We start from the raw sequence: 18,742 nt of genomic DNA, 5'->3' as shown, positions 1-18,742 counted from the left end.
TATTCTATTGTCCGGACCAACGCTTTAAGGTCGGGAAATAGGTTTTCATGTTGGCAATGGCCTCTTCTTTGGTATAGGAAACACCGGCATTTTTGTTAAATTCAGCTACAAACTGTGCGCAATGTTCGATCATTTGTTCCAGGGTACAATCCTGGGTAAAGGCTCCGTCTTTATAACAATAGCAACAAAATTCTTCGTTTTTACTTCCATCCCTGTTGCTACCCAGCTCTTCCTGTTTTTGCAGGGGCATACCGCAGCTTTGGCAATACTTTGTTTCCATACTTGTTTTTGCTTTAATAATCAATAATTCGTTTAACCGTTATATTCGTTTTCGTTTGAAAATGAATGGAATGGGGATATTTTATCAGTATATAAATTTTTGTTATTTTTTTCTTTCCCTTCCGGGGTGTTTATATACTCCTCGAATGACATCTTTGCGTACAAAATTACACAATTTGGAAGGATTAATGGTTGTCCGGTCCAGCCAAATTTTATATATTTTAAAAGTTTGCTTTCTACCTTTTATTTTGTTTTTACAGATGTTTAATATTTCAGGTGAGGGATTAAACAAGTCATTGTTTTCAGTGAAAGAGAAAAACGGTTCTATTTTTTGACATGAATACTCTTTCCTTTGGATTTTAAAAGCTATTTTTGCGGCGTGAAGTTACGAAAAGAGTGTAATTTATTGGAAATGAGCGTAGGTTAATTGCTCTTGATAGTAATAGGTTACGATTTAGTTAGTTATCTACTGCATTATCCTTCTGCGCGTTGCGTAACCTTCAAAGAACTCTTCGTATGCAAAAGTAGCTATTTAATTCGAGATTTTGATATAAACTCCCGTTTTTTATCCCCTCATTCATAAGAATTTTCCGTAAAAGCGGTATTGTCCGTCGGCACACCATTGCCCAAAACGAGTTTGGAACAAACGTGTGCCGACTACCGCATAGCTGGAGAAAAGGGCATTGCCTCACGCCTAAACGATGTTTAGACAGATGAAGCAATGCCCCTTTCTTTTGCGCCTATGCCAAGAGGTGCTTTTACGGGTTTTCAAATGATTTTTCTTTTTTCGCTGTCTCTTTTGCCGGAAGCGGAAAGTGAATGCAGAGTGTGTCAGCCTGCCCCATGAATGAAACAGGCGCCCACACACAGCCGGACAAACCGGGAAGAATGATTGTTGCCACCCGGCTGAACAAGTTCCGTCGGATCGGAAACAATCATACTTCCTTTGTTGTGGTTTGCCCTTTTCACGCTTCCGGTGATGTCTTTTTCCTTTTGGTGATTCTTTTTTTTACGGATTTTCCCCTGAAGTTTTTTTCTACACAATCTGCCTCTGTTTTCGTTTACCTCCATTTTGCGCCTTTCAGTAAGCCGCATCAGTCAGTCATTTTCGTTCTGGGCGCAAAGGTAATTCCGGGATTGGACGGGAAAGCAAGGTCAAGCCTCCTGTTTTCGGTAAAAATCTCCAGCCCTGCGGGTAGTATTTTGACCGAAAAACCTTGCATTCCCTAATCCCTACCTTTTCAAGCACCCGAAACGAAAACGACCGATGCGACAGAAAGACGCATAAAAAAAATGTCGGATAAACGAGAGGCAGATAAGATAGTTTGAAACTCAACTCCCTCAGCTCTTGAATCCGCATTAAAAACAAAAAAATCAAAAACAGCGAAGATATGACGGCAACGGCAAATTTCAGACAAATGGCGCAACACATCGGGTTGGCGATATGCGGCTTGATGATGCGCACCGCCTTCGGGGTGTTCGGCATCCTTTGGGGCATCATCAGAGAGATTGTAAACGGAGTGTTCCGAGTGGCGATAGGTGTAATCGTGGCTATCCTTTCCACCATTGCCTTCTTTGGCTTCATCCTTTGGTTATTCACCCTTTAACCCTTACCGACATGGCAAAAAGAAACAGCAAGACGGCAGCGCAGCAGTGCAGATATTACGAGGTGGACAACATCTTCGTGTATATGGTGGAAACGTACATCAACGGCAATTTTGAAACTTTCCGAAGATTGTACCACGAACTGAACAAGGACGCACGGAGGGATTTCATGGACTTCCTTCTCAGCGAGGTAGAGCCGACCTATTGGAGAGAGATACTGAAACAGATAATCTAAAAATGACAGCGATATGAAAGGAACAGACCATTTCAAGAGAACGATATATATGTACTTGGAACAGCGTGCGGAGGAAGATGCGCTATTTGCAAAGAAGTACCGCAACCCTGCCAAGAACATGGACGAGTGCGTGACCCACATTCTGAACTATGTGCAGAAAAGCGGTTGCAACGGTTTCACGGACGGAGAGATATTCGGGCAAGCCATCCACTACTATGAGGAAAACGAGATAGAGGTGGGCAAACCGATGGACTGCCAAGTGGTTGTGAACCACGTTGTGAAACTCACGGCAGAGGAAAAGGCGGAGGCACGTCAGAACGCTGTCCGCAAATACCAAGAGGAGGAACTCCGCAAGTTGCAGAACCGCCACAGACCGTCAGCGAGAAAAGAAAACCAACCCCAACCCTCATTATTTGATTTAGGCTTATGAAACCGAAGACCAAGATACAGAAAGAGGTGGCAAGACTTTCCGCCAACCTTCGCCCCATATCAGCGACACAAATAGATTGGGCATACCGCCACTGCGTTGAGCATATCGGCTACCGCACCAAGAAAGGGAACATCACCTGTTCCGACTGCGGTCACGAGTGGCACAGCGACAGCGGACTATGCGACACCCTTGAAGGCTGCACCTGCCCCAAATGCCATGCCGAACTCAAAGTGCAGGACACACGCAGACGCATCTACAAGGAAACGCAGAATTTCAGCGTGATAACCACCTGCAAAGGGTATCAGGTAATCCGCGTGGCGCAGGTCAGATGCGAGAGCAGGAAAGGCGAACCGATGCGTTTCTACTGCCACGAGGTCGTGCAGCGTTGGATTTCACCCGACGGCAAGGTTACGGACATGGCGTTGCTCCGTGGCTTCCTTTTCTGCTATTGCGATGTGTGGGCATTAGGCAGCGATATGGAGGTAAGACCGCACAACAGCCTATACGATGATGTGGTGGCAAGAAGCTGTGCATATCCAAAGATGAGGATATTGCCCCAACTCAGACGTAACGGCTTCAAGGGCGATTTCCACGGCATCTCCCCCGTGCGTCTTTTCAAAGCCTTGCTTTCAGACCCAAGAATTGAAACCCTTATGAAAGGCGGTGAGATTGAGGTCATGAAACACTTTCTTTTCAATACCCGTACTGCCGATGAATGTTGGGCATCATATCTGATTGCCAAGCGTCACAAGTATCAGATAGACAACCTCTCAATGTGGTGCGACTATCTGCGTATGCTCAAAAAACTCGGTCAAGACCTCCGTAACCCGAAGAACATCTGTCCCGAAGATTTCATGGCGGCACACGACAACGCAACCCGAAAAATTGAAGCCATACACGAGAAGGAAAGAGCCGCAGAGCAACGCCGTTGGGAGATTGAAAGGCGTGAGCGTGAGCAACAGCGACAACTCCAACGAAAGAAAGATGCGGAGGATTTCATCGCCAACAAATCCAAATTCTTCGGCTTGGTAATCACGGACGAGGAAATAATCGTCAAGGTGCTTGAAAGCATAGACGAGTATTACAACGAGGGCAAGACGCAGGGCATCTGCGTGTTTGGCAGTGGATACTACAAGAAAGCCGACACCCTCATACTATCGGCAAGGATTGGCGATGAGATTATTGAAACCGTAGAGGTGGACTTGCGAACCCTCGAAGTGGTGCAGTGCCACGGCAAGCACAACCAGGACACCGAATATCACGAGCGCATCATAGACCTTGTGAACAAGAACGCCAACCTTATCCGTGAGCGGATGAAAGCGGCATAGCATAACCCCTAAAACAACATTGATATGGAAGTAAGAATTGAAAGTATGATTTGTGTGTGGGATGATGCAATCCCCACGATGTTCCTTGAATTTGTGAACCTCCTCACTCTCACAACGAGTGAGGGGGAATTGAGAAAGAGCGTAAAGGAGTTTGCCGAGAAGCACGAACTTGACAAGTTTTTCCTTTACGGCTTCGGCTCACACCATTTCTACCTGCACCAACGCTACACAAGCAACCCCGAAATGGTGATGAAGAACAGAGTTCTGTCAGTACATTTTTAACCATCTAAAAAGCAACATTATGACAACACGAATGACCATCAACGGAGTAAGCACCTGCGCGGAAGCAGGTACGGAGAAATACGAGCGTTTCCAATCGGGTATCGGAAGACGCAGGCGGACACTTGTGCAGTACGACTACCGCCACCCCATAGACAGAGAATTGTTCTCTTGTGTCAAACCCACGTTGGACGAGTGCCGAGCCGCACGGGACAAGTGGCTGAACGCAAAGAAGGGAAAGGAGGACAGACTATGAACACGACCTATCAAACGCTGATAGTCAAGTTCAGCGAACCTATCACGGCATTGGACGGTATCTTTGACGATACCGGAGCGTGGGGAACGGACACCCTCAAGGGGTGGATAGATGATTACGAAAGCACACGTTTCACCGCCACCGACAGCCATACGGCAGTCATCACGAGCGAGTACAATATGGAATGTGTGAAAGAGTGGCTACAACGGCAGACCCCCATTTCCGAAATGCGAGAATTTTGAACGGGATGGCGGTGTCCGCACCGCCAATACTTAAAACCCTAAAAACAAAAGATATGATAGCCAAGACGATATTACAGCAGATAGGCGGAAAACGCTTCACCGCCATGACAGGTAGCCGTGATTTCATAGATATGGGCAACGGCTTACGGATGAGCCTTGCAAGGAACAAAACAAGTGCCAACCGCCTTGACATCATCTATGACGAAGGGGCAGACCTCTACAATATGCGCTTCTACCGCAGGACGTTCAGCAAAAAGACCTTTGAGTGCAAGACAAAGGACATTGCCGTACACGAGGGTATCTATTTTGATATGCTGGAGGAAATGTTCACGATGGTGACGGGACTTTACACACGCTTTTGAGTGGCGGGGCGGCGAGAGCCGCCCTACTTTCTTTCAGTGAGCATGATGGCGGACAAAGAAAGTAGCAAAGAAACCTTTGTCCAATCTGCGATAACTAAAAAATCCGCAAGTAAAACTTGCGGAGGCTATATATTGGGTCGTTATTTTTTGGTGGAGGGGAATGATAATCTCGAACCGTTGAACTACACATTTCTGCTTCGTCTCCATTTCCCCCAACGATTTGATACGTTCAATCATTTTTGTTGTTCCTTTCTGAATTTTCCTAAATACTTTCTTCATAATTTCGCTATACTTTTTATGGTTAATAACTATGTTTTGTATTGCTCTCACAACACTTACAACTTGAAGTGTTATTTGGAAACCGATAGGCAAAAATGGCTCAACGATGTCAATTAACGAGAAAATCCTACGATAATCTATCAAGTGATAGAGCAAAAGACGTGCCAAGTTAAATATGGCACGTCTTTTGCCAGTTTTGTCAGTCCTTTTATGGGATATACAACAGCGCAAACTCCGCCTTTCTCCGTTTGAGCAGCATGGCGTGGCGTTTTCCTTTGTAGTTGCAGAAGGCTATATACTCACGGTAGATGTTCCTGTCACCAGCTTCCAGCTTCTTGATTAAGGTGCTTTTGGGGATTGTTTTGCTGCCTAACAGCTTCGCCGGTCCCACATTGTAAGCTAACGTGCCAAGCAAAATCGAATCAACCCCGAATTTACGGAACATGGCGACAAATTTGCGCAGGTCTTTCCGCAAAAGTTCATCCGCATCCCGTTTTGTCATGGTTCGTGCCGAATACTTCTCGTTTGGCAAAAGTTTGTGACCCCAACCGACGTATGGGTAGTGTTTTTCTGAGTGCCAGCCTTCAAAGTAGCGGCAGCATAAAAAAGCACGTTCCATAAGCGGCAGTCGGTAGATTGCCGCCTGCCCGTCCGTTCCCTCTTGGCGGCTGATCTGCGCGGACACAGAACAGACCGTCAGAAGTGAACAGAGCATTGTCATGAATACACGCATCATTTCAACAAGGGGCTGAAGTTGCCGATGGGAACGATGGTAAGATCGTCGTCCTTTACATTCCTGTTGTTGAAGTCAAATTCCAGTTCGTAGGAGTTGCTAAAGTTATCCTCCACCACCACGATGAAATTATGCGCCTCATCACCCGCCGCCGTGTAGTACAGGCGGAATTTTTCGTTCTCCAGCAGGTAGCGGTCGTTAGGCAGGAAGGTGATGCCGTTATCCATTTTGAGCGAGCCTTCCCCCTCGAACTGGAAATAGCGGATGGTATAGAGCGTACCCGAAAAGTCGCCCTCCTTTTTCAGTTCACAGCGGATTTCCACTGTCTGCCCCTTTACTACCTTGTTCGGCACGGGCATGACCTCCACCGTGAAGGGATAGGACTGCTGGATGTCCATGTCATCGTCACATGACACGAGGGTGAATGACATGGCGGCTATCAGGCATAACGCCACTGCCTTGAATATTGATGTTCTCTTGTTTCTGTTGTTCAGTATGTTCATTGTTCTTCGATTTTTAGATGGTTGTTTTTCTGTTTTTTCGTTGTCAGTTGCAGGTACTCGTTCAAGTCCTTGCAACCGTCATAGAGGGAGGAACGGTCGGTGACACGTTCCCCGTATCGCATGGTAAGTGCGGCAAGCGTCCGCCGTCCGGCTTCGTCACGGTCGAGGAAGCAGCCGATGCGCCCGTATCCGTCCAGCAATCCCGCCGCCTTCTCCACGTTGGCGACTGAGTTCAGCACAAGACAGTCAGCGTTACCGGTTACACCAAGCGTCACGGCAGAGAGAAAGTCCATGAAGCCCTCGAACACGAGGCACTCGTCAGCCGGGATGTCATTCGCCTTTACCAGTGATACAGACTTCGGAGGTATGCAACCCTTGAAATATCGGCTTCTGACTTCATAGCCACCTGCCATGTTCGGAAAGCCAACGGCAAAATACCGTTTCCCACGCACACCGTAGTTCAAGCGGCAGCAGTGACGGGATGCGATGGCGTAAGGGATGCCCCGTTCCTCTAAATACTCCGTCAGCAGTGAGCGGAGCAGCGGAGCGACCTCCACATCCTCAAAAACGGATTCGGTCGGCTTCGAGAGATAGACGGGCTTTTCCCATCCGGCAACCGTCATATTGGCGGCTTCCGCTATGAACTTCGCTTGCTTCATGAAGTCATCGCTTTGCAGAAACTCCCCGGCAAGCGTGAAGATGTCGCCGCCCTTGCCCAAACGTAGGCTCGGTACAAGACGCCTTGCCGCCTTTCGGCAGTAGGTTTCCTCATACCTGCCCCCAAACCGTACTTGCATGTCTCCACGCATACGGCTCTCCATTGATAACATGACTTTATCCTGCATGGCTCTGTATTTTTGCATTACAACTTGTGCATACGACCAAAGTCTTTCGATGTTTTGCGAGCATCAGTTTTTCCCATTCCGTATCTCCTTTCAGATGATTCAGATTTCTTGCATGATGCATTACAACAGGACCGACTTTCCCACACAACTCACACACCTCGGATTTTAACCTTTCAACCAGCGTTGGTTGTGGTACTGTGATTATATATGGGATATTGTCCACATCTGCGAAAGACGATGGCAGTTTGCGTTTGAAACCTTCATTGTAGAATACTCTGTAACGTAGTTTACCTTTTGCATCGTGATACGGAACAATGATGTCATTTCCTTTTTTGTATTTGTCAATGACCTTACTGATTGAACTGTTTGTTTTTGCTGCAATGGTATGATACATACTGTATTCCATAATGTAGCCAAATTTAGAAGCTGCATACGAGACGTTATTGGCTATACTGTAATAGTTGTAGAATCCTCTGATTTCAGAGTTGTACCGTGCTACTATGTCTTCTATTTTCTTTTTCATCAGTTTGCCCCTCAATTTAGAAAACCACGTTTGAACCCCGTTTTCCATCTTATATTTAATGGCTTCATAGTGTTCCAATCTGTTTTTTACAGTTTCTGTGGCTACCTTGAGGACAACTGTACCATTGAAACTTCGGACTGGTACATTGAACTTGTTACGTTTGGTTACGTCAGTTTTACGGACTAAGACTTCATATCCGAGAAATTTTGCAGGCTTTTGAGCGTTTGTTATCAAAGTCTTTTCTTGCGACATTTCCAAATGCAGACATTCTTGCATATATTGAGTTATGTCAGACTTGATTTTGATACAGTCCGCCTTGCTACCAATAACACCGATTAAAAAATCATCGGCGTATCTCGTGTATTTCAGTCTTTTATAGGTGTCGTCCATATAATCCCTACATGTAACCTTTAGCCGTTCACGTCTAAGTTTCTCATATTTGTCTTTAAGTTGTTTCGCACTTTCGGCATCTTTCGCACTTTCAATCTCAGCTTTCAGTTTGTATATCTGTTCGCTGAGTCTTGAATACTCCTTTGTTAGATGTCTTTCTTTTCCCTTGTTGAAATTACGGGTATATTCTTCCATGTACTTATCGAAACAGTCAAGATAGATATTTGCCAATATAGGACTTATTATACCTCCTTGCGGTGTTCCCGAAAAGGTGTTATGGTATTCCCAATTTTCAATGTAACCAGCATTCAAGAACTTACGGATGAGTCTGAGAAATCTTTCGTCAGAGATTCTTTTCCTCAGAATTCCTATCAATACATTGTGGTCGATGTTGTCGAAGAATCCTTTGATGTCTCCCTCTATGAACCACTTTGTACTTTTGAATGTTTTTTGTATGCGGGTTAAGGCGGTATGGCAGCTTCTGTTAGGTCTGAATCCATGTGAAGAATCTTCAAACACTTCTTCATAAATAGCTTCGAGAATTGTCCGTACTACCTCCTGCACAAGCTTATCCTCAAAGGAGGGTATGCCAAGCGGTCTTTTCTTGCCGTTTTTCTTGGGTATATACTTTCTCCTTGCCGGATTCGGCTTGTAAGATTCATCCTTTAGGGATGCGATGATGCGGCTTATTCTTTGAGTGCTCATTTGGTCTATTGTTTTACCGTCAGAGCCGGGTGTCATATTTCCCGGCTTTGCATAGATGCGTTGGTAAGCCATATAGAACATTTCCACGTTGTACAAAATGCGATACAATCTTTCGAACTTGTAATCCGAAACTTTGCCATGCTTGTTTAAAGCTTTTAATACTTGCTCTGGACTTCTCATAATGTCTCACACATTTTCCGTTGTTTGTATTAAGTTATCTAACTGCTTCCCTTCGCCATGTACAAGGCTTTCCCTTGCTCGGACTACTACGGAAGCTCCGTTCCCATGTCAGATATTCAGAGCCTATGCTCATAGCTTTTCAGCATTCTGATTTAGGGAATCCCCATTTGCTTTCACAATAACTATTTGGCGGACTGACTGTCGGATGCGACTTACGTTCTGTATCCGCTTATTGCGGTTGCTCAGAAGCCAGTTCTTGCCCTGTTGTAATTTCGGTTTACATAGGGTGCTTCTGCCCGACATTTCAATTACCTTACGTCGGGGCTGGTACAGGTGCCGCAGAACTATCGTTCAACCAATTAGGCTTCATCCTTGTGTCTGTCTTTTCCTCTTGCCATACAGTCGCAGCTTGGTAATTGGCTGACTAATGACTTTACTGACATGCTTCTGTCACCTTTGGGTTTCCCCTCCAGCTGAGTCGTTGAGGATAGGCCTATTTGAACTCTAACCTAATCTCTTGCCAAAGAGATATTTATTGTGTAGCCTATATGGGCGCATCGAAGTCGTACCAGAGCTGTTTCGCCACGTTCACACGGAAAGAGGATGTGCGCTCGCCCCTGTACGGGGCAAGATACCACAGCTCGTTACCGCTCCTTCTGACAGGCTCATGCCCCAGCCGTGCGAGAAAATCCGCAAGCGGCATCCTTCTGACAGCATCTATTTCCGTCCTTTCCATGCCCGTGTCAGTTGATGATGAACTTGATACCGACCCCGAACTGCGTGTGGAACTTCCGTGTGTCGCCACCCCAAAGGCAACGCTCCCGCAGGTTGGCAAGCAGGGCGATACGGTCTGCCACGTAACACTCCACATCGAGCGTCAGCGCACCGCCGTAGATGAAGGCGTCCCGGTCGTGCAGCGTGGAGCCGTCATGCAGCACCTTCTTCCCCCAATTTACCGCCTCATATCCGGCGAGAGCCGAAGCCCCGGCATAGACGAAAACAATCTTTCGGGCGTCCGACAGTATCTTGAAGTAATAGCCGCCCTCCGCCGTGAACTGCGCCACGGGTATCTTGGTGTCCTTGTAGGGATTGTTCTTCAACAGGTATTCGCCACCGAACACCCACTTGTTCCCCTTCTTCGTGTAGGTGGAGAGAGCCGCCCCGAAGCTGTACCCGCCGTCCTTGCCGCCGAGATTGAAGCCGTCCGCCATGTCCGCCCTCACCTCGATGCCCTGCATCTTCGGCAGACACCGCTGGGCGTGCGCCTGCCCTGTAAAAAGGGCAAGCGACGCGATGATTATTGCGATGTACTTTCTCATGGTCAGCGTACTTGAAGTTCGTTGATGGTACCCGCGCGTACCAAATCCTCGTTCTCAATCACGAAGGACTGGTGACGGCCGCCGTTCTTCTCGTTCAATTCCACCACGAGGCACTTGTCATCGGGGATGGTGAACTTCGCCATCGTGAAGACCGTGCGCTCGCTCTTTTTGCCCGGCACGAGGGTGGCGTAGTTCTGCGCGCGGAGCGGCAGAATAATCTGCTCCTGCACGGCAGTACGCTTCGCAACCTTCTTGTCCACGATTTTCCAAGTGATGTAGTCCACATCGAAAGGCACGTTGCTCTGGTTCTTTATCTCCGTGTGGAAATAAAGCAAGCCGTTGTGCGTGTAGATGCCTTTCAACAGGTATTGGATGCCGAAACGCTTGCAGCCGATATGCTTCACCTCGCGCTTGTTCTGTTTGTGGATGGACTTCATGATAAGGCGCACCAGCATCGGGCTTTCGCTGCCCAGCTCTTTCAGATAGATTTCCTGCGCGTTGTTCGGGCGGTTCACCGTGCTGCCGTCATGGATGAAGTCGCACATCTCCACGTTGAGCAACAGCGGTTCGGCGGCGTACTTCACGTTGAAGGTGTAGAAACTGCCGTCCTCCGTGATGACGGACATATTCGTTTCGTTGGGAAAATTCCTTACGGTAGCCTTCACACGGATGATGTTCTCCGCTCCGTCGGCTTTCCCGGCAATCAGGTCGGGCGAGCCTAAATCGACATAGCGCACCTCCGCCGGAAAAATGACGTGGACGGTCTTGTCGTAGGTCACTTCCAGACCGTGCGGCGGTATCATGCGGTCGAAGGTCAGCTTGCGTGACAGCCCGTGATATAGGTCGCCGTCCGCCTCCTTCTGCGGATAGACCTCCTTCGTCAAGGTCGGTTGTTCACTTCCGTTGGTCGTTTCAACGGTTACATTCTCCTGCGCGTTGGCAGTTATGATGCCCATAGCGAGGGCAAACATGATGATTACTTTTCTCATTACTTTTGGATTTTAGTGGTAATTTTTATTGTTTTCAATATTTTTCTTGGTAAAGCATGACCCTGTACCCGGCTTTCAGATGCACCTTGACGGTTCGCATCTTTTTGGCGATGTACTGGCTCGTGCCTTGTATCAGCCCCTTGCCCAAGTCGGAGGCGAGCTGCGCCCCGGCATTGGTGGAGATGTTGATGCTGCTTCCCAGCGAGCCGCCCATGTTGGCGGCGACCTCCCGGACGGCGTTCATCTCCATCGAGTTCGGGATGAAGATGCCGGGCTGTCCGTCCGTGTCATAGACCGCAAGCTCCACGGGGATAATCGTGCCGTCGTATTCCAGCGAGGTAATCTCGATGTCGAGCCGCTCACCCTGTATCTTGCCCGTGCCGACCACCACCGCACCCCGGGGTATTGTCCTGCCTGCCACCGCCATAGGCTCCAGCAGGCGCAGCCTTACCGTCTGCCCGTCCGTCACGCTCTGCGCCCCATGCACGCACGCCGGTATGGTGTTCCTGTCCAATACCTCCGCCGTGCCGACAGCCGTGTTGAAACCCCGGTTGCGTTCCTGCGATAAGGCGGCGACAAACTCCGCGTTACTCATAGGCTGTGAGAGTGAAGAAACTACTTGATGCTCCACCTGTCTGATAGGCATTGCCTTGTTCTTCTTCCCTTTCTGCACGGTAGTTGGCTCTGCCCTCTGTTCCGCCGATGGCTGTCCTCCGTTCTGACCGCCCATGTACTTTGCCGCCAGCTCGTAGGACTTCTCCATAAGAGCCACCTGCTCGTCCATAGAGGAAGCCTTGCCCCTCTCGCTTTCCAGTTCCGACTCCAGCGATGCGATGCGCTCCAACAATTCGTCCATCTCCGCATTGTCGTTTTTCGGCTGGTCGTAGAAGTTTCCGAGCGTGGCGTTCAGGTCACGGTAGGCGGCTGCGGAGGACTGGATGGTCTGCGGCGTGGCTGGCTTTGCCCTTTCTTCCTTGCCGCCCGGATTGGCGAGGTCGAAGTCCACTCCGTTCTCCGTTCCCGCTATCTCGCGGTCGAACATGTCGCCCAGCTGCCCGATGGCACGGTTGCGGCTCTCCTGACGCTCTTCCATCTCCCCATGCTCGTAGGCTTTCAGCTTGTCGCCGATAATCTGCCGGTTCGCCTTGTCAGCGTCGGGCATCTCGGTGTTGTATCCGTCCGTTCCCGGCGGTTGCTCCTTGCCGGAGGACGGGGCGAATATCAGCCACATCGCCCCGATGAACACCAACACCATAGCGGGCAGCACGATCATCTTCTGCCGTTTCAGCCGTTGCGCCTCTGTCAGCGGTTCGCGCTCCTTTTTCGGTTTCCCCGTTTCGGGAGCAGCTTTGTTCTCTTTCGTCGGTTCATTCTTTGTCTGTTCCATATAAATAAGGTGTTAAGTGATTGCCTGTTTCCGCCGGGGTCGGCAGTTCCACCCGTCCGGCGTGTCCCGTTTCCATATGTGAGCCGTCGTTCCTGCCGATGTCATAGACGGCTCTGCCGAAGGTGTAAAGGGCAAGCACCGCGAAGGCGGCGAACATCCCCAGCACGATGCGGCGGCGTGTTTCCGGCGGCAAGCCGTCCAGATACCCTTTGAGACTTGCCGCCAAGCGTTTCCGTTTGTCGTGGAGTTTCCAATACATGCCCCACATTGATTTTCTGATACTTTTCATGTCCTGTTACCGTTTGATAGTCTGTAAATCCTTGTTCTCAATGATGGTGAAACCCTCGATGGTAAAACCGTTCGGGTTGTCATCCGACCGCGATGCGTTCAGCAGGCGGCAGGTGGTCACGAGGCTGCGCTCGGTGACGTTGCTCTGCCGGATGATTTTCTGTGTGGCGTAGGTCACGGCACGGTAGGGATAGGCGTTGAAGTCGCACACCACGCTGTCCACCTTCAGCACTTGGTTGATGTTCCCGGCGATGATGCGGTTGTAGTACCCCTTCTCCGCGAAGTCCGAATAATAGTGGTACACGCTCTTGTCCGCCAGCAGCAAGGCACGTTTCACGTTGTGTTCAATCGCGCTTTTTTCAGGTGATAGCGTGAAGAACATCTCGTGGAAACGGCGCACATGTTCCCGTGCCTCCGCCGGGCGGTTCTGCGACAAATCCTGAGACAAGGCGAGCATCAGGCTCTTGCCGTTGTCCAGCACATAGATTTTCTCCCGTTGCTTCTCTGCGAAACGGTAGGAGTTCCACACGCTCCACACCGTCACCACGGCGCACAGCGAGAGGAAGACGATACCGAACAGGCGTATCTGCCTGAACGACGATTCGATGTTTCTAAGTGATTTGAATTCCATTTATATTTTCCAATTTATGATTGCACATTGATTATTTCAGCAATTTGCCGACACGTCCGACTGCGTTTCCTGCGGCTGCACCCGCCACGCTGCCCGCCATGCTTCCGGCTCGTCCCGCCATCTGGTTCACGTTGCGACCGTAACCGCCCATGCCTCCGGCTTGGATAATCCAGCCCGCAACGGTGGGAATGGTAAAGTAGCCGATGATGCCGATGCAGAGGAATACGATATACACCCCGTCGCTCGAATCCAGCGAGAAGTTCGGGTCTGCCTGCATCCGCTCGATGTCGTTTTGCAGCATCAGAACCTGTATCTTCGCCAGTATGGTGCTGAACATGTCCGATACCGGTAGCCACAGATAGACCTGTATATAGCGGCATATCCACTGCGTGAGCGTGTTTTGGAAACCGTCCCATACCGACAGGGCGAAGGCTATCGGACCGAGAATCGCCAGCACCACGAGAAAGAAGGTGCGGACGGTGTCTATCACGAGGGCGGCGGCTTGGAACAGCAGTTCGAGTATCTCGCGGAAGAAGTCGCGGATGCTCTTCTTCATGTTGTACATTCCCCGGTCGATATACATTCCCGCCATCGTCACCATGTCGGAGGGCGACCAGCCGAGTTCCTCCAGTTGCTTGTCAAATTCCTCGTTGGACACGAGGTAGGCGGTTTCGGGGTTGCGTACCATCGCCTCGTATTCCAGTTTGTCCTTCTGCTCCCGGTATCGGTTCATGTCCAGCGTTTCCGCCTCCAGCATCTTTGCCGTGCCCTGTACGACGGGTGAGAGGATGCTGTTTATCGTGCCCAGCACCACAGTCGGGAAGAACATGATGCACAGACCGATGGCAAAAGGACGGAGCATCGGGAATACGTCTATCGGTTCAGCTCTCGCCAGCGACTGCCATACCCGGTAGGCGACGTAGAACAGCGCACCCAGCCCGGCGATGCCTTTCGCCACACCAGCCATGTCCCCACACAGCGGCATCATCTGCTCATAAAGTGAACGTAAAATCTGATGAAGGTTGTCGAACTTCATAGGCTACCAGTATCTTTCGTTCATGTTCCCGTACAGCCCCATGATGCGGTCGAGGTCGTTCTTCTTTTTCGCACGCAGGTAACTCACGGAGATGTTCTTGTTCGTGTAGTAGCTCACGAGGTTGCGGTAACGCTTCATCTTCGAGTGGCAGCGTTCCACCACGTCCATGCGCTCCTTGTCGGTCATGGAGAGCGTGGTGATGTTCACCACGTTCCTGAGTTCCGTCAACACTTCGTTGCTTTCCTCCAGCAGTTTCGTGTAGCCGAAAGCGATTGCGGAAAGCTCTTCGGGTCTGAAATTCCCGTCACGGAGCATCCGTTGGAAACTGTTCACATAGATGTCTGTGATGTCGCCCACCATCAGGATGGTCTGCTGCACCTTGCGGGCGTCCTTGACCAGATTGTTCACCGATTTGAGGGCATCGTAATACTTCTTGCCCTGCTGATAGATTTTCACCGTCTCCTGAAAGTTGCTCACCATGTTCGTGGCGGTCTTGGAGGTATGGATGATGTTTTTGGAGGCATTGATGATGCCCTGCGCTAGATTGCCCGGATCGCTTACGACCCACTGTGCGCTTGCCCTGCCCGCGAAAAGCAGGCACAGGCAGATAATCATTGTTATTCTTGTTCTCATGTTACTTTGGATTTTAGTGGTTGTTATTCTTCGGTCGGATGTCCCGGCTGCGGCTTCACCCGCACATAGTCCCCGTTTGGCGAGAAAGTCAGCACATCCGTGGCCTCGTTGTAGGACACGTCGATGCGGAAGCCGGTGTTCATGAACAGGTTGCCGTTCTCCTCCTGCAAGAGATAGGTTTCCGGCTTGAGCTTGCGGCGCAGACCGCTACGACGGAACACCGTCACTTTGTAGGCTTCGCCCTCCTTGTAGATAAGCACGTCAGGTTTTCCCTCCACGCTCTCCCAGTTCCCGCACAGCATGTCGCGGCGGTTGTCGGCCACGTCGCAGGATTGCAGCATCATGACCGCCAATCCGATAAGGCACTTGCTGACTTGCAGCATTTTCACTTTTGGTAAATTCATACGCGTTTTTCTTTTTTGGTTGATACATTCTGTTTTTTAGTTATTCCTTGTTTCTCCGCCTTTCGGCAAGCTGCCGGATGGCGGCTTCGATGTCGTCGCCCAGCTTCTCCGCCAGACGGTAAACCTCCACTTTTTCCGTTTCCTCGGTGGTGTACGCCAGATACTCTTCCGCGCTGACCTCCGTGGCATAGACCGCCGACTGCGTGCCGCCCAAGCCTATCCACACCTCCTTGTAGAGCCGTGAAGGGTTGTTCGCCATGTTGATGGAGAGTATCTGCGACTTCTCCTTTTCCGTCAGTCCGAGCAACGCCTGTATCTGGTCGAACTTGTTCATATATTTCCTTTGGTCAAGCAGGATTTTACAATCCGAGTTGTTGATAATGCTCTCTTTGACCACCGGAGAACTGATAATGTCGTCCACCTCCTGCGTCACCACGATTGCCTCGCCGTAATATTTTCTGACCGTCTTATACATATAGCGCAGATATTCAGCCATGTTCGCCGATGAGAGGGCCTTCCAAGCCTCTTCCACGATAAGCTGTTTCCGCACGCCTTTCAGCCGCCGCATCTTGTTGATGAAGGCTTCCATGATGATGATGGTCACGACGGGGAACAGTTCGCGGTTTTCTTTAATCGAATCTATCTCGAAGACGATGAACCGCTTGCCGAGCAGGTCGATGTTCTCCGTGGAGTTGAGCAGGAAATCGTAACGCCCGCCCCGGTAATACTGCCGCATGGTGGTGAGCATGTTGTCGATGTTGAAGTCGGACTTCTCCACCTTGATGTCACGCTGTGCCAGTTCCTTGCGGTAGTCGTCACGCATATACTCGTAGAAGGTGTTGAACGACGGCACGATGCTACGGTCGGATTGGATGCGCTCAATATAGGCACTCACGGCACTGCCCAGCTCGCCGCTCTCCGTCTTTGTCACCTTGTCGTCCTCCGACTTCCAGAGCGTCAGCAACAGGGTCTTGATGCTGTCCTTCTTCTCCACGTCGAAGATGTAATCGTCGGTGTAGAACGGGTTGAAGCTGATGGGCTTATCTTCCGTGTAGGTGAAATACACACCGTCCGCTCCGCCTGTCTTGCGTCGGATCATGCCGCACAAGCCCTGATAGGAGTTTCCCGTGTCCACCAATACCACATGTGCGCCTTGCTCATAATATTGGCGCACGAGGTGGTTCATGAAGAAAGACTTGCCGCTGCCCGAAGGACCCAGCACGAACTTGTTGCGGTTGGTCGTGATACCTCGCTTCATGGGCAGGTCGGAGATGTCAAGGTGCAGCGGTTTTCCCGTGAGCCTGTCCACCATCTTGATGCCGAAGGGCGAGAGCGAGCTGCGGTAGTTGGTTTCCTCTGTGAACAGGCACACCGCCTGTTCGATGAAGGTGTGGAAACTCTCTTCCGCCGGGAAGTCCGCCGCATTGCCGGGTATCGCCGCCCAGTAGAGTGTCGGGCAGTCGATGGTGTTGTGGCGCGGCACGCATTCCATGCTTGCCAACTGGCTGCCCACGTCGTTCTTGATATGCTTCAGTTCCTCCGCATCGTCGCTCCACGCCATGACGTTGAAGTGTGCCCGTACCGAGGTCAGTCCGTAGGAATGGGCTTCGTTCAGGTATTGGTCTATCCACTCGCGGTTGATGCTGTTGCTCCTTGAATAGCGAGATAGCGACTGCATGTTACGGGCGGACTTCTCGAACTTCTGCAAGGTTTCCTCACTGTTGTCTATCAGCACATACTGGTTGTAGATATGGTTGCAGGAGAGCAGAAGCCCCACCGGGGAGGCGAATGACAGTCGGCAGTCACTCCGGTCGGTGGAGAGCTTCTCGTAACGGGTGTCGGTAGCCACCTTGCCCGGCAGGTCTTCCGCGTCGGAGAGGGTGTGCAGACACAGGCGGTTGTCGCCGATGCGCATCTCCCTTGCCGAAAGCTCGATGTCCTGCAAGGTGGTGTCACCTTCCGGCATGAGCGAGAAGTAGCGTTCAATAAGTCCCGTCTTTCCCTCAGTACCCACAATCTCATCGGTGGAGAGGCGGCGCAGCCTGACAAGCCCGCTGTCGTTCATGATGCGCTCGAACTGTTCGCAGGCTTCCAAGAACTTGGTCGTGGTTTCCCTGTCCAGCTCCTTCGGGATGATATGTCCCCGGCACAGCGTGCTGAAATTGCTCTGCATCCGGTTACGCTCCTTTGTTGTCTTGGTCAGGTAGAGGTAGCAGGTGTGTTTCAGGTACGGACGCTCGTTGAAGTGACGCTCGAAAGAGCGGCTTAAAAAGCTCATGTCGTCCTTCTGAAGCTCCGGTTTGTAGCGTTCCTTGATGAACCAGTCCTGTTTGTGGACGACGGAGTAGTCCGGCAGCACCTTGATAGCCTTGCACCAGCAACTGTGTATCGCCTCGTACTCCGCACCCGTCACGGTGTAAAGTTCCGGTAGTTCCACCTCGAAAGCCACCGTGATGTCGGCGTCCTTTGAGATGATGCAGCCATGCTCCACCGCTAAAAGTGGGAACCTGTTTTCCAGTGTTGTCATTTTCGATGTATTCCTCATTGTCTTTCTTCCTTTCGTTGTCGTTTGAACAGACGGGTTATCCGCCGCCGGTTGATAAGGTATCGGGGATGGCTCCGTGCCGCTCCTAATTTCATCAGCCCGTGTTCACCGTACCGGGCGTTCAGCGCGAAGGTCTGCCATACAAGGAGGGAGGACGATGCCGCGCCGAAGCCGATACATATCCACTGGTCGATACCGACCATGTAGAGGATGACGAACAGGACGAAGAGAGCCAGCAGACCTCCGCAGAAGATGAAGAGGTACTGTGCCTTCAAGCCCTTGAACTCTACCGGACGGCCGATACCCTTGTTGATTGGGTATTCAGCCATACATTAT

General features: G+C 50.4%; 24 protein-coding genes and 2 pseudogenes. 8 read left to right on the top strand and 18 right to left on the bottom strand.

The features are described 5' to 3' along the window. Positions 1-4: 4 nt before the first annotated feature. Together BN8908_RS05775 and BN8908_RS19195 are read right to left on the bottom strand one after the other, a co-directional pair. Complete coding sequence (locus BN8908_RS05775) at positions 5-280, bottom strand: zinc ribbon domain-containing protein (RefSeq protein WP_021988872.1); 276 nt, start codon at positions 278-280, stop codon at positions 5-7. An 830-nt stretch (positions 281-1,110) separates the two neighbouring features. Next, positions 1,111-1,374 carry a hypothetical protein gene (locus tag BN8908_RS19195; RefSeq protein WP_005653600.1) on the bottom strand — a complete coding sequence of 88 codons (264 nt, stop codon included), beginning with the start codon at positions 1,372-1,374 and terminating at the stop codon, positions 1,111-1,113. 296 nt (positions 1,375-1,670) lie between these two features. Here BN8908_RS19195 and BN8908_RS05760 point away from each other — a divergent pair, with 296 nt between their 5' ends. From BN8908_RS05760 to BN8908_RS05725, 8 genes are read left to right on the top strand one after another with little or no spacing between them, the layout of a single operon-like run. Next, positions 1,671-1,886, top strand: coding sequence for a hypothetical protein (locus BN8908_RS05760; protein ID WP_004291535.1), 216 nt, complete (start codon positions 1,671-1,673; stop codon positions 1,884-1,886). Between the two features lie 11 nt (positions 1,887-1,897). After that, complete coding sequence (locus BN8908_RS05755; protein ID WP_004291534.1) at positions 1,898-2,119, top strand: hypothetical protein; 222 nt, start codon at positions 1,898-1,900, stop codon at positions 2,117-2,119. Between the two features lie 13 nt (positions 2,120-2,132). Next, positions 2,133-2,549, top strand: coding sequence for a PcfK-like family protein (locus BN8908_RS05750; RefSeq protein ID WP_004291533.1), 417 nt, complete (start codon positions 2,133-2,135; stop codon positions 2,547-2,549). Then, positions 2,546-3,877: a PcfJ domain-containing protein gene (locus BN8908_RS05745; RefSeq protein WP_004291532.1), complete on the top strand. Its 1,332-nt coding sequence runs from the start codon at positions 2,546-2,548 to the stop codon at positions 3,875-3,877. Before BN8908_RS05750 ends, BN8908_RS05745 begins: the two co-directional genes overlap by 4 nt. Before the next feature lie 24 nt (positions 3,878-3,901). Next, the gene (locus BN8908_RS05740; RefSeq protein WP_004291531.1) at positions 3,902-4,159 is read left to right on the top strand and encodes a hypothetical protein; all 258 of its coding nucleotides are present in this window, start codon (positions 3,902-3,904) and stop codon (positions 4,157-4,159) included. 19 nt (positions 4,160-4,178) lie between these two features. Beyond that, positions 4,179-4,412 carry a DUF3873 domain-containing protein gene (locus BN8908_RS05735; RefSeq protein ID WP_004304291.1) on the top strand — a complete coding sequence of 78 codons (234 nt, stop codon included), beginning with the start codon at positions 4,179-4,181 and terminating at the stop codon, positions 4,410-4,412. Continuing rightward, the gene (locus BN8908_RS05730) at positions 4,409-4,654 is read left to right on the top strand and encodes a DUF6956 domain-containing protein (protein ID WP_004291529.1); all 246 of its coding nucleotides are present in this window, start codon (positions 4,409-4,411) and stop codon (positions 4,652-4,654) included. Before BN8908_RS05735 ends, BN8908_RS05730 begins: the two co-directional genes overlap by 4 nt. A gap of 53 nt (positions 4,655-4,707) precedes the next feature. Beyond that, positions 4,708-5,016: a hypothetical protein gene (locus tag BN8908_RS05725; RefSeq protein ID WP_004304290.1), complete on the top strand. Its 309-nt coding sequence runs from the start codon at positions 4,708-4,710 to the stop codon at positions 5,014-5,016. Positions 5,017-5,049: 33 nt separating this feature from the next. On the opposite strand, the gene BN8908_RS19080 is transcribed toward BN8908_RS05725, so the two are convergent. The 16 genes and pseudogenes from BN8908_RS19080 to BN8908_RS05645 form a co-directional block, all read right to left on the bottom strand. After that, positions 5,050-5,439 (bottom strand): hypothetical protein, encoded by a 390-nt coding sequence (locus tag BN8908_RS19080; RefSeq protein ID WP_004291527.1) that lies wholly within the window; start codon positions 5,437-5,439, stop codon positions 5,050-5,052. Positions 5,440-5,503: 64 nt separating this feature from the next. Then, positions 5,504-6,031, bottom strand: coding sequence for a glycoside hydrolase family protein (locus BN8908_RS05715; RefSeq protein WP_004291526.1), 528 nt, complete (start codon positions 6,029-6,031; stop codon positions 5,504-5,506). Then, on the bottom strand, positions 6,028-6,531 hold the full coding sequence (locus BN8908_RS05710) for a DUF3872 domain-containing protein (RefSeq protein ID WP_004291525.1): 504 nt from the start codon (positions 6,529-6,531) through the stop codon (positions 6,028-6,030). The genes BN8908_RS05715 and BN8908_RS05710 overlap by 4 nt, the downstream gene beginning before the upstream one ends. Further along, a pseudogene (locus tag BN8908_RS05705) lies at positions 6,528-7,253 on the bottom strand (toprim domain-containing protein); the annotation flags it as partial. The pseudogene BN8908_RS05705 and the gene BN8908_RS05710, both read right to left, overlap by 4 nt. A gap of 112 nt (positions 7,254-7,365) precedes the next feature. After that, positions 7,366-9,174, bottom strand: coding sequence for a reverse transcriptase/maturase family protein (locus BN8908_RS05700; protein WP_007850383.1), 1,809 nt, complete (start codon positions 9,172-9,174; stop codon positions 7,366-7,368). A gap of 559 nt (positions 9,175-9,733) precedes the next feature. Then, positions 9,734-9,910 (bottom strand): annotated as a pseudogene (locus BN8908_RS05695) (toprim domain-containing protein); the annotation flags it as partial. A gap of 7 nt (positions 9,911-9,917) precedes the next feature. Then, positions 9,918-10,493 (bottom strand): conjugal transfer protein TraO, encoded by a 576-nt coding sequence (locus BN8908_RS05690; RefSeq protein ID WP_004291523.1) that lies wholly within the window; start codon positions 10,491-10,493, stop codon positions 9,918-9,920. 2 nt (positions 10,494-10,495) lie between these two features. Next, positions 10,496-11,482, bottom strand: a complete 987-nt coding sequence (traN, locus tag BN8908_RS05685; protein WP_004291522.1) for a conjugative transposon protein TraN — start codon at positions 11,480-11,482, stop codon at positions 10,496-10,498. Between the two features lie 34 nt (positions 11,483-11,516). Further along, positions 11,517-12,869 (bottom strand): conjugative transposon protein TraM, encoded by a 1,353-nt coding sequence (gene traM / locus BN8908_RS05680; protein ID WP_004291521.1) that lies wholly within the window; start codon positions 12,867-12,869, stop codon positions 11,517-11,519. Beyond that, complete coding sequence (locus BN8908_RS05675) at positions 12,850-13,137, bottom strand: TraL conjugative transposon family protein (RefSeq protein WP_018697145.1); 288 nt, start codon at positions 13,135-13,137, stop codon at positions 12,850-12,852. Before BN8908_RS05675 ends, traM begins: the two co-directional genes overlap by 20 nt. 27 nt (positions 13,138-13,164) lie before the next feature. Continuing rightward, positions 13,165-13,788, bottom strand: a complete 624-nt coding sequence (traK, locus tag BN8908_RS05670) for a conjugative transposon protein TraK (protein WP_004291519.1) — start codon at positions 13,786-13,788, stop codon at positions 13,165-13,167. Positions 13,789-13,819: 31 nt separating this feature from the next. Further along, positions 13,820-14,824: a conjugative transposon protein TraJ gene (gene traJ / locus BN8908_RS05665; RefSeq protein ID WP_004291518.1), complete on the bottom strand. Its 1,005-nt coding sequence runs from the start codon at positions 14,822-14,824 to the stop codon at positions 13,820-13,822. 3 nt (positions 14,825-14,827) lie between these two features. Then, complete coding sequence (locus tag BN8908_RS05660) at positions 14,828-15,457, bottom strand: DUF4141 domain-containing protein (RefSeq protein WP_004304283.1); 630 nt, start codon at positions 15,455-15,457, stop codon at positions 14,828-14,830. Between the two features lie 23 nt (positions 15,458-15,480). Further along, entirely contained in the window at positions 15,481-15,861 is a 381-nt protein-coding gene (locus BN8908_RS05655) for a DUF3876 domain-containing protein (RefSeq protein WP_004291516.1), read from the bottom strand. A gap of 40 nt (positions 15,862-15,901) precedes the next feature. Further along, positions 15,902-18,406 carry a TraG family conjugative transposon ATPase gene (locus BN8908_RS05650; RefSeq protein WP_004291515.1) on the bottom strand — a complete coding sequence of 835 codons (2,505 nt, stop codon included), beginning with the start codon at positions 18,404-18,406 and terminating at the stop codon, positions 15,902-15,904. Next, entirely contained in the window at positions 18,403-18,735 is a 333-nt protein-coding gene (locus tag BN8908_RS05645) for a DUF4133 domain-containing protein (protein ID WP_004291514.1), read from the bottom strand. The genes BN8908_RS05650 and BN8908_RS05645 overlap by 4 nt, the downstream gene beginning before the upstream one ends. Positions 18,736-18,742 lie beyond the last annotated feature (7 nt).

The organism is Culturomica massiliensis (genome assembly GCF_900091655.1).
GTDB classification, from domain to species: Bacteria; Bacteroidota; Bacteroidia; order Bacteroidales; family Marinifilaceae; genus Culturomica; species Culturomica massiliensis.
Note: the sequence above shows the minus strand (reverse complement) of the source record. Positions and strands in the feature narration are given on the sequence as shown.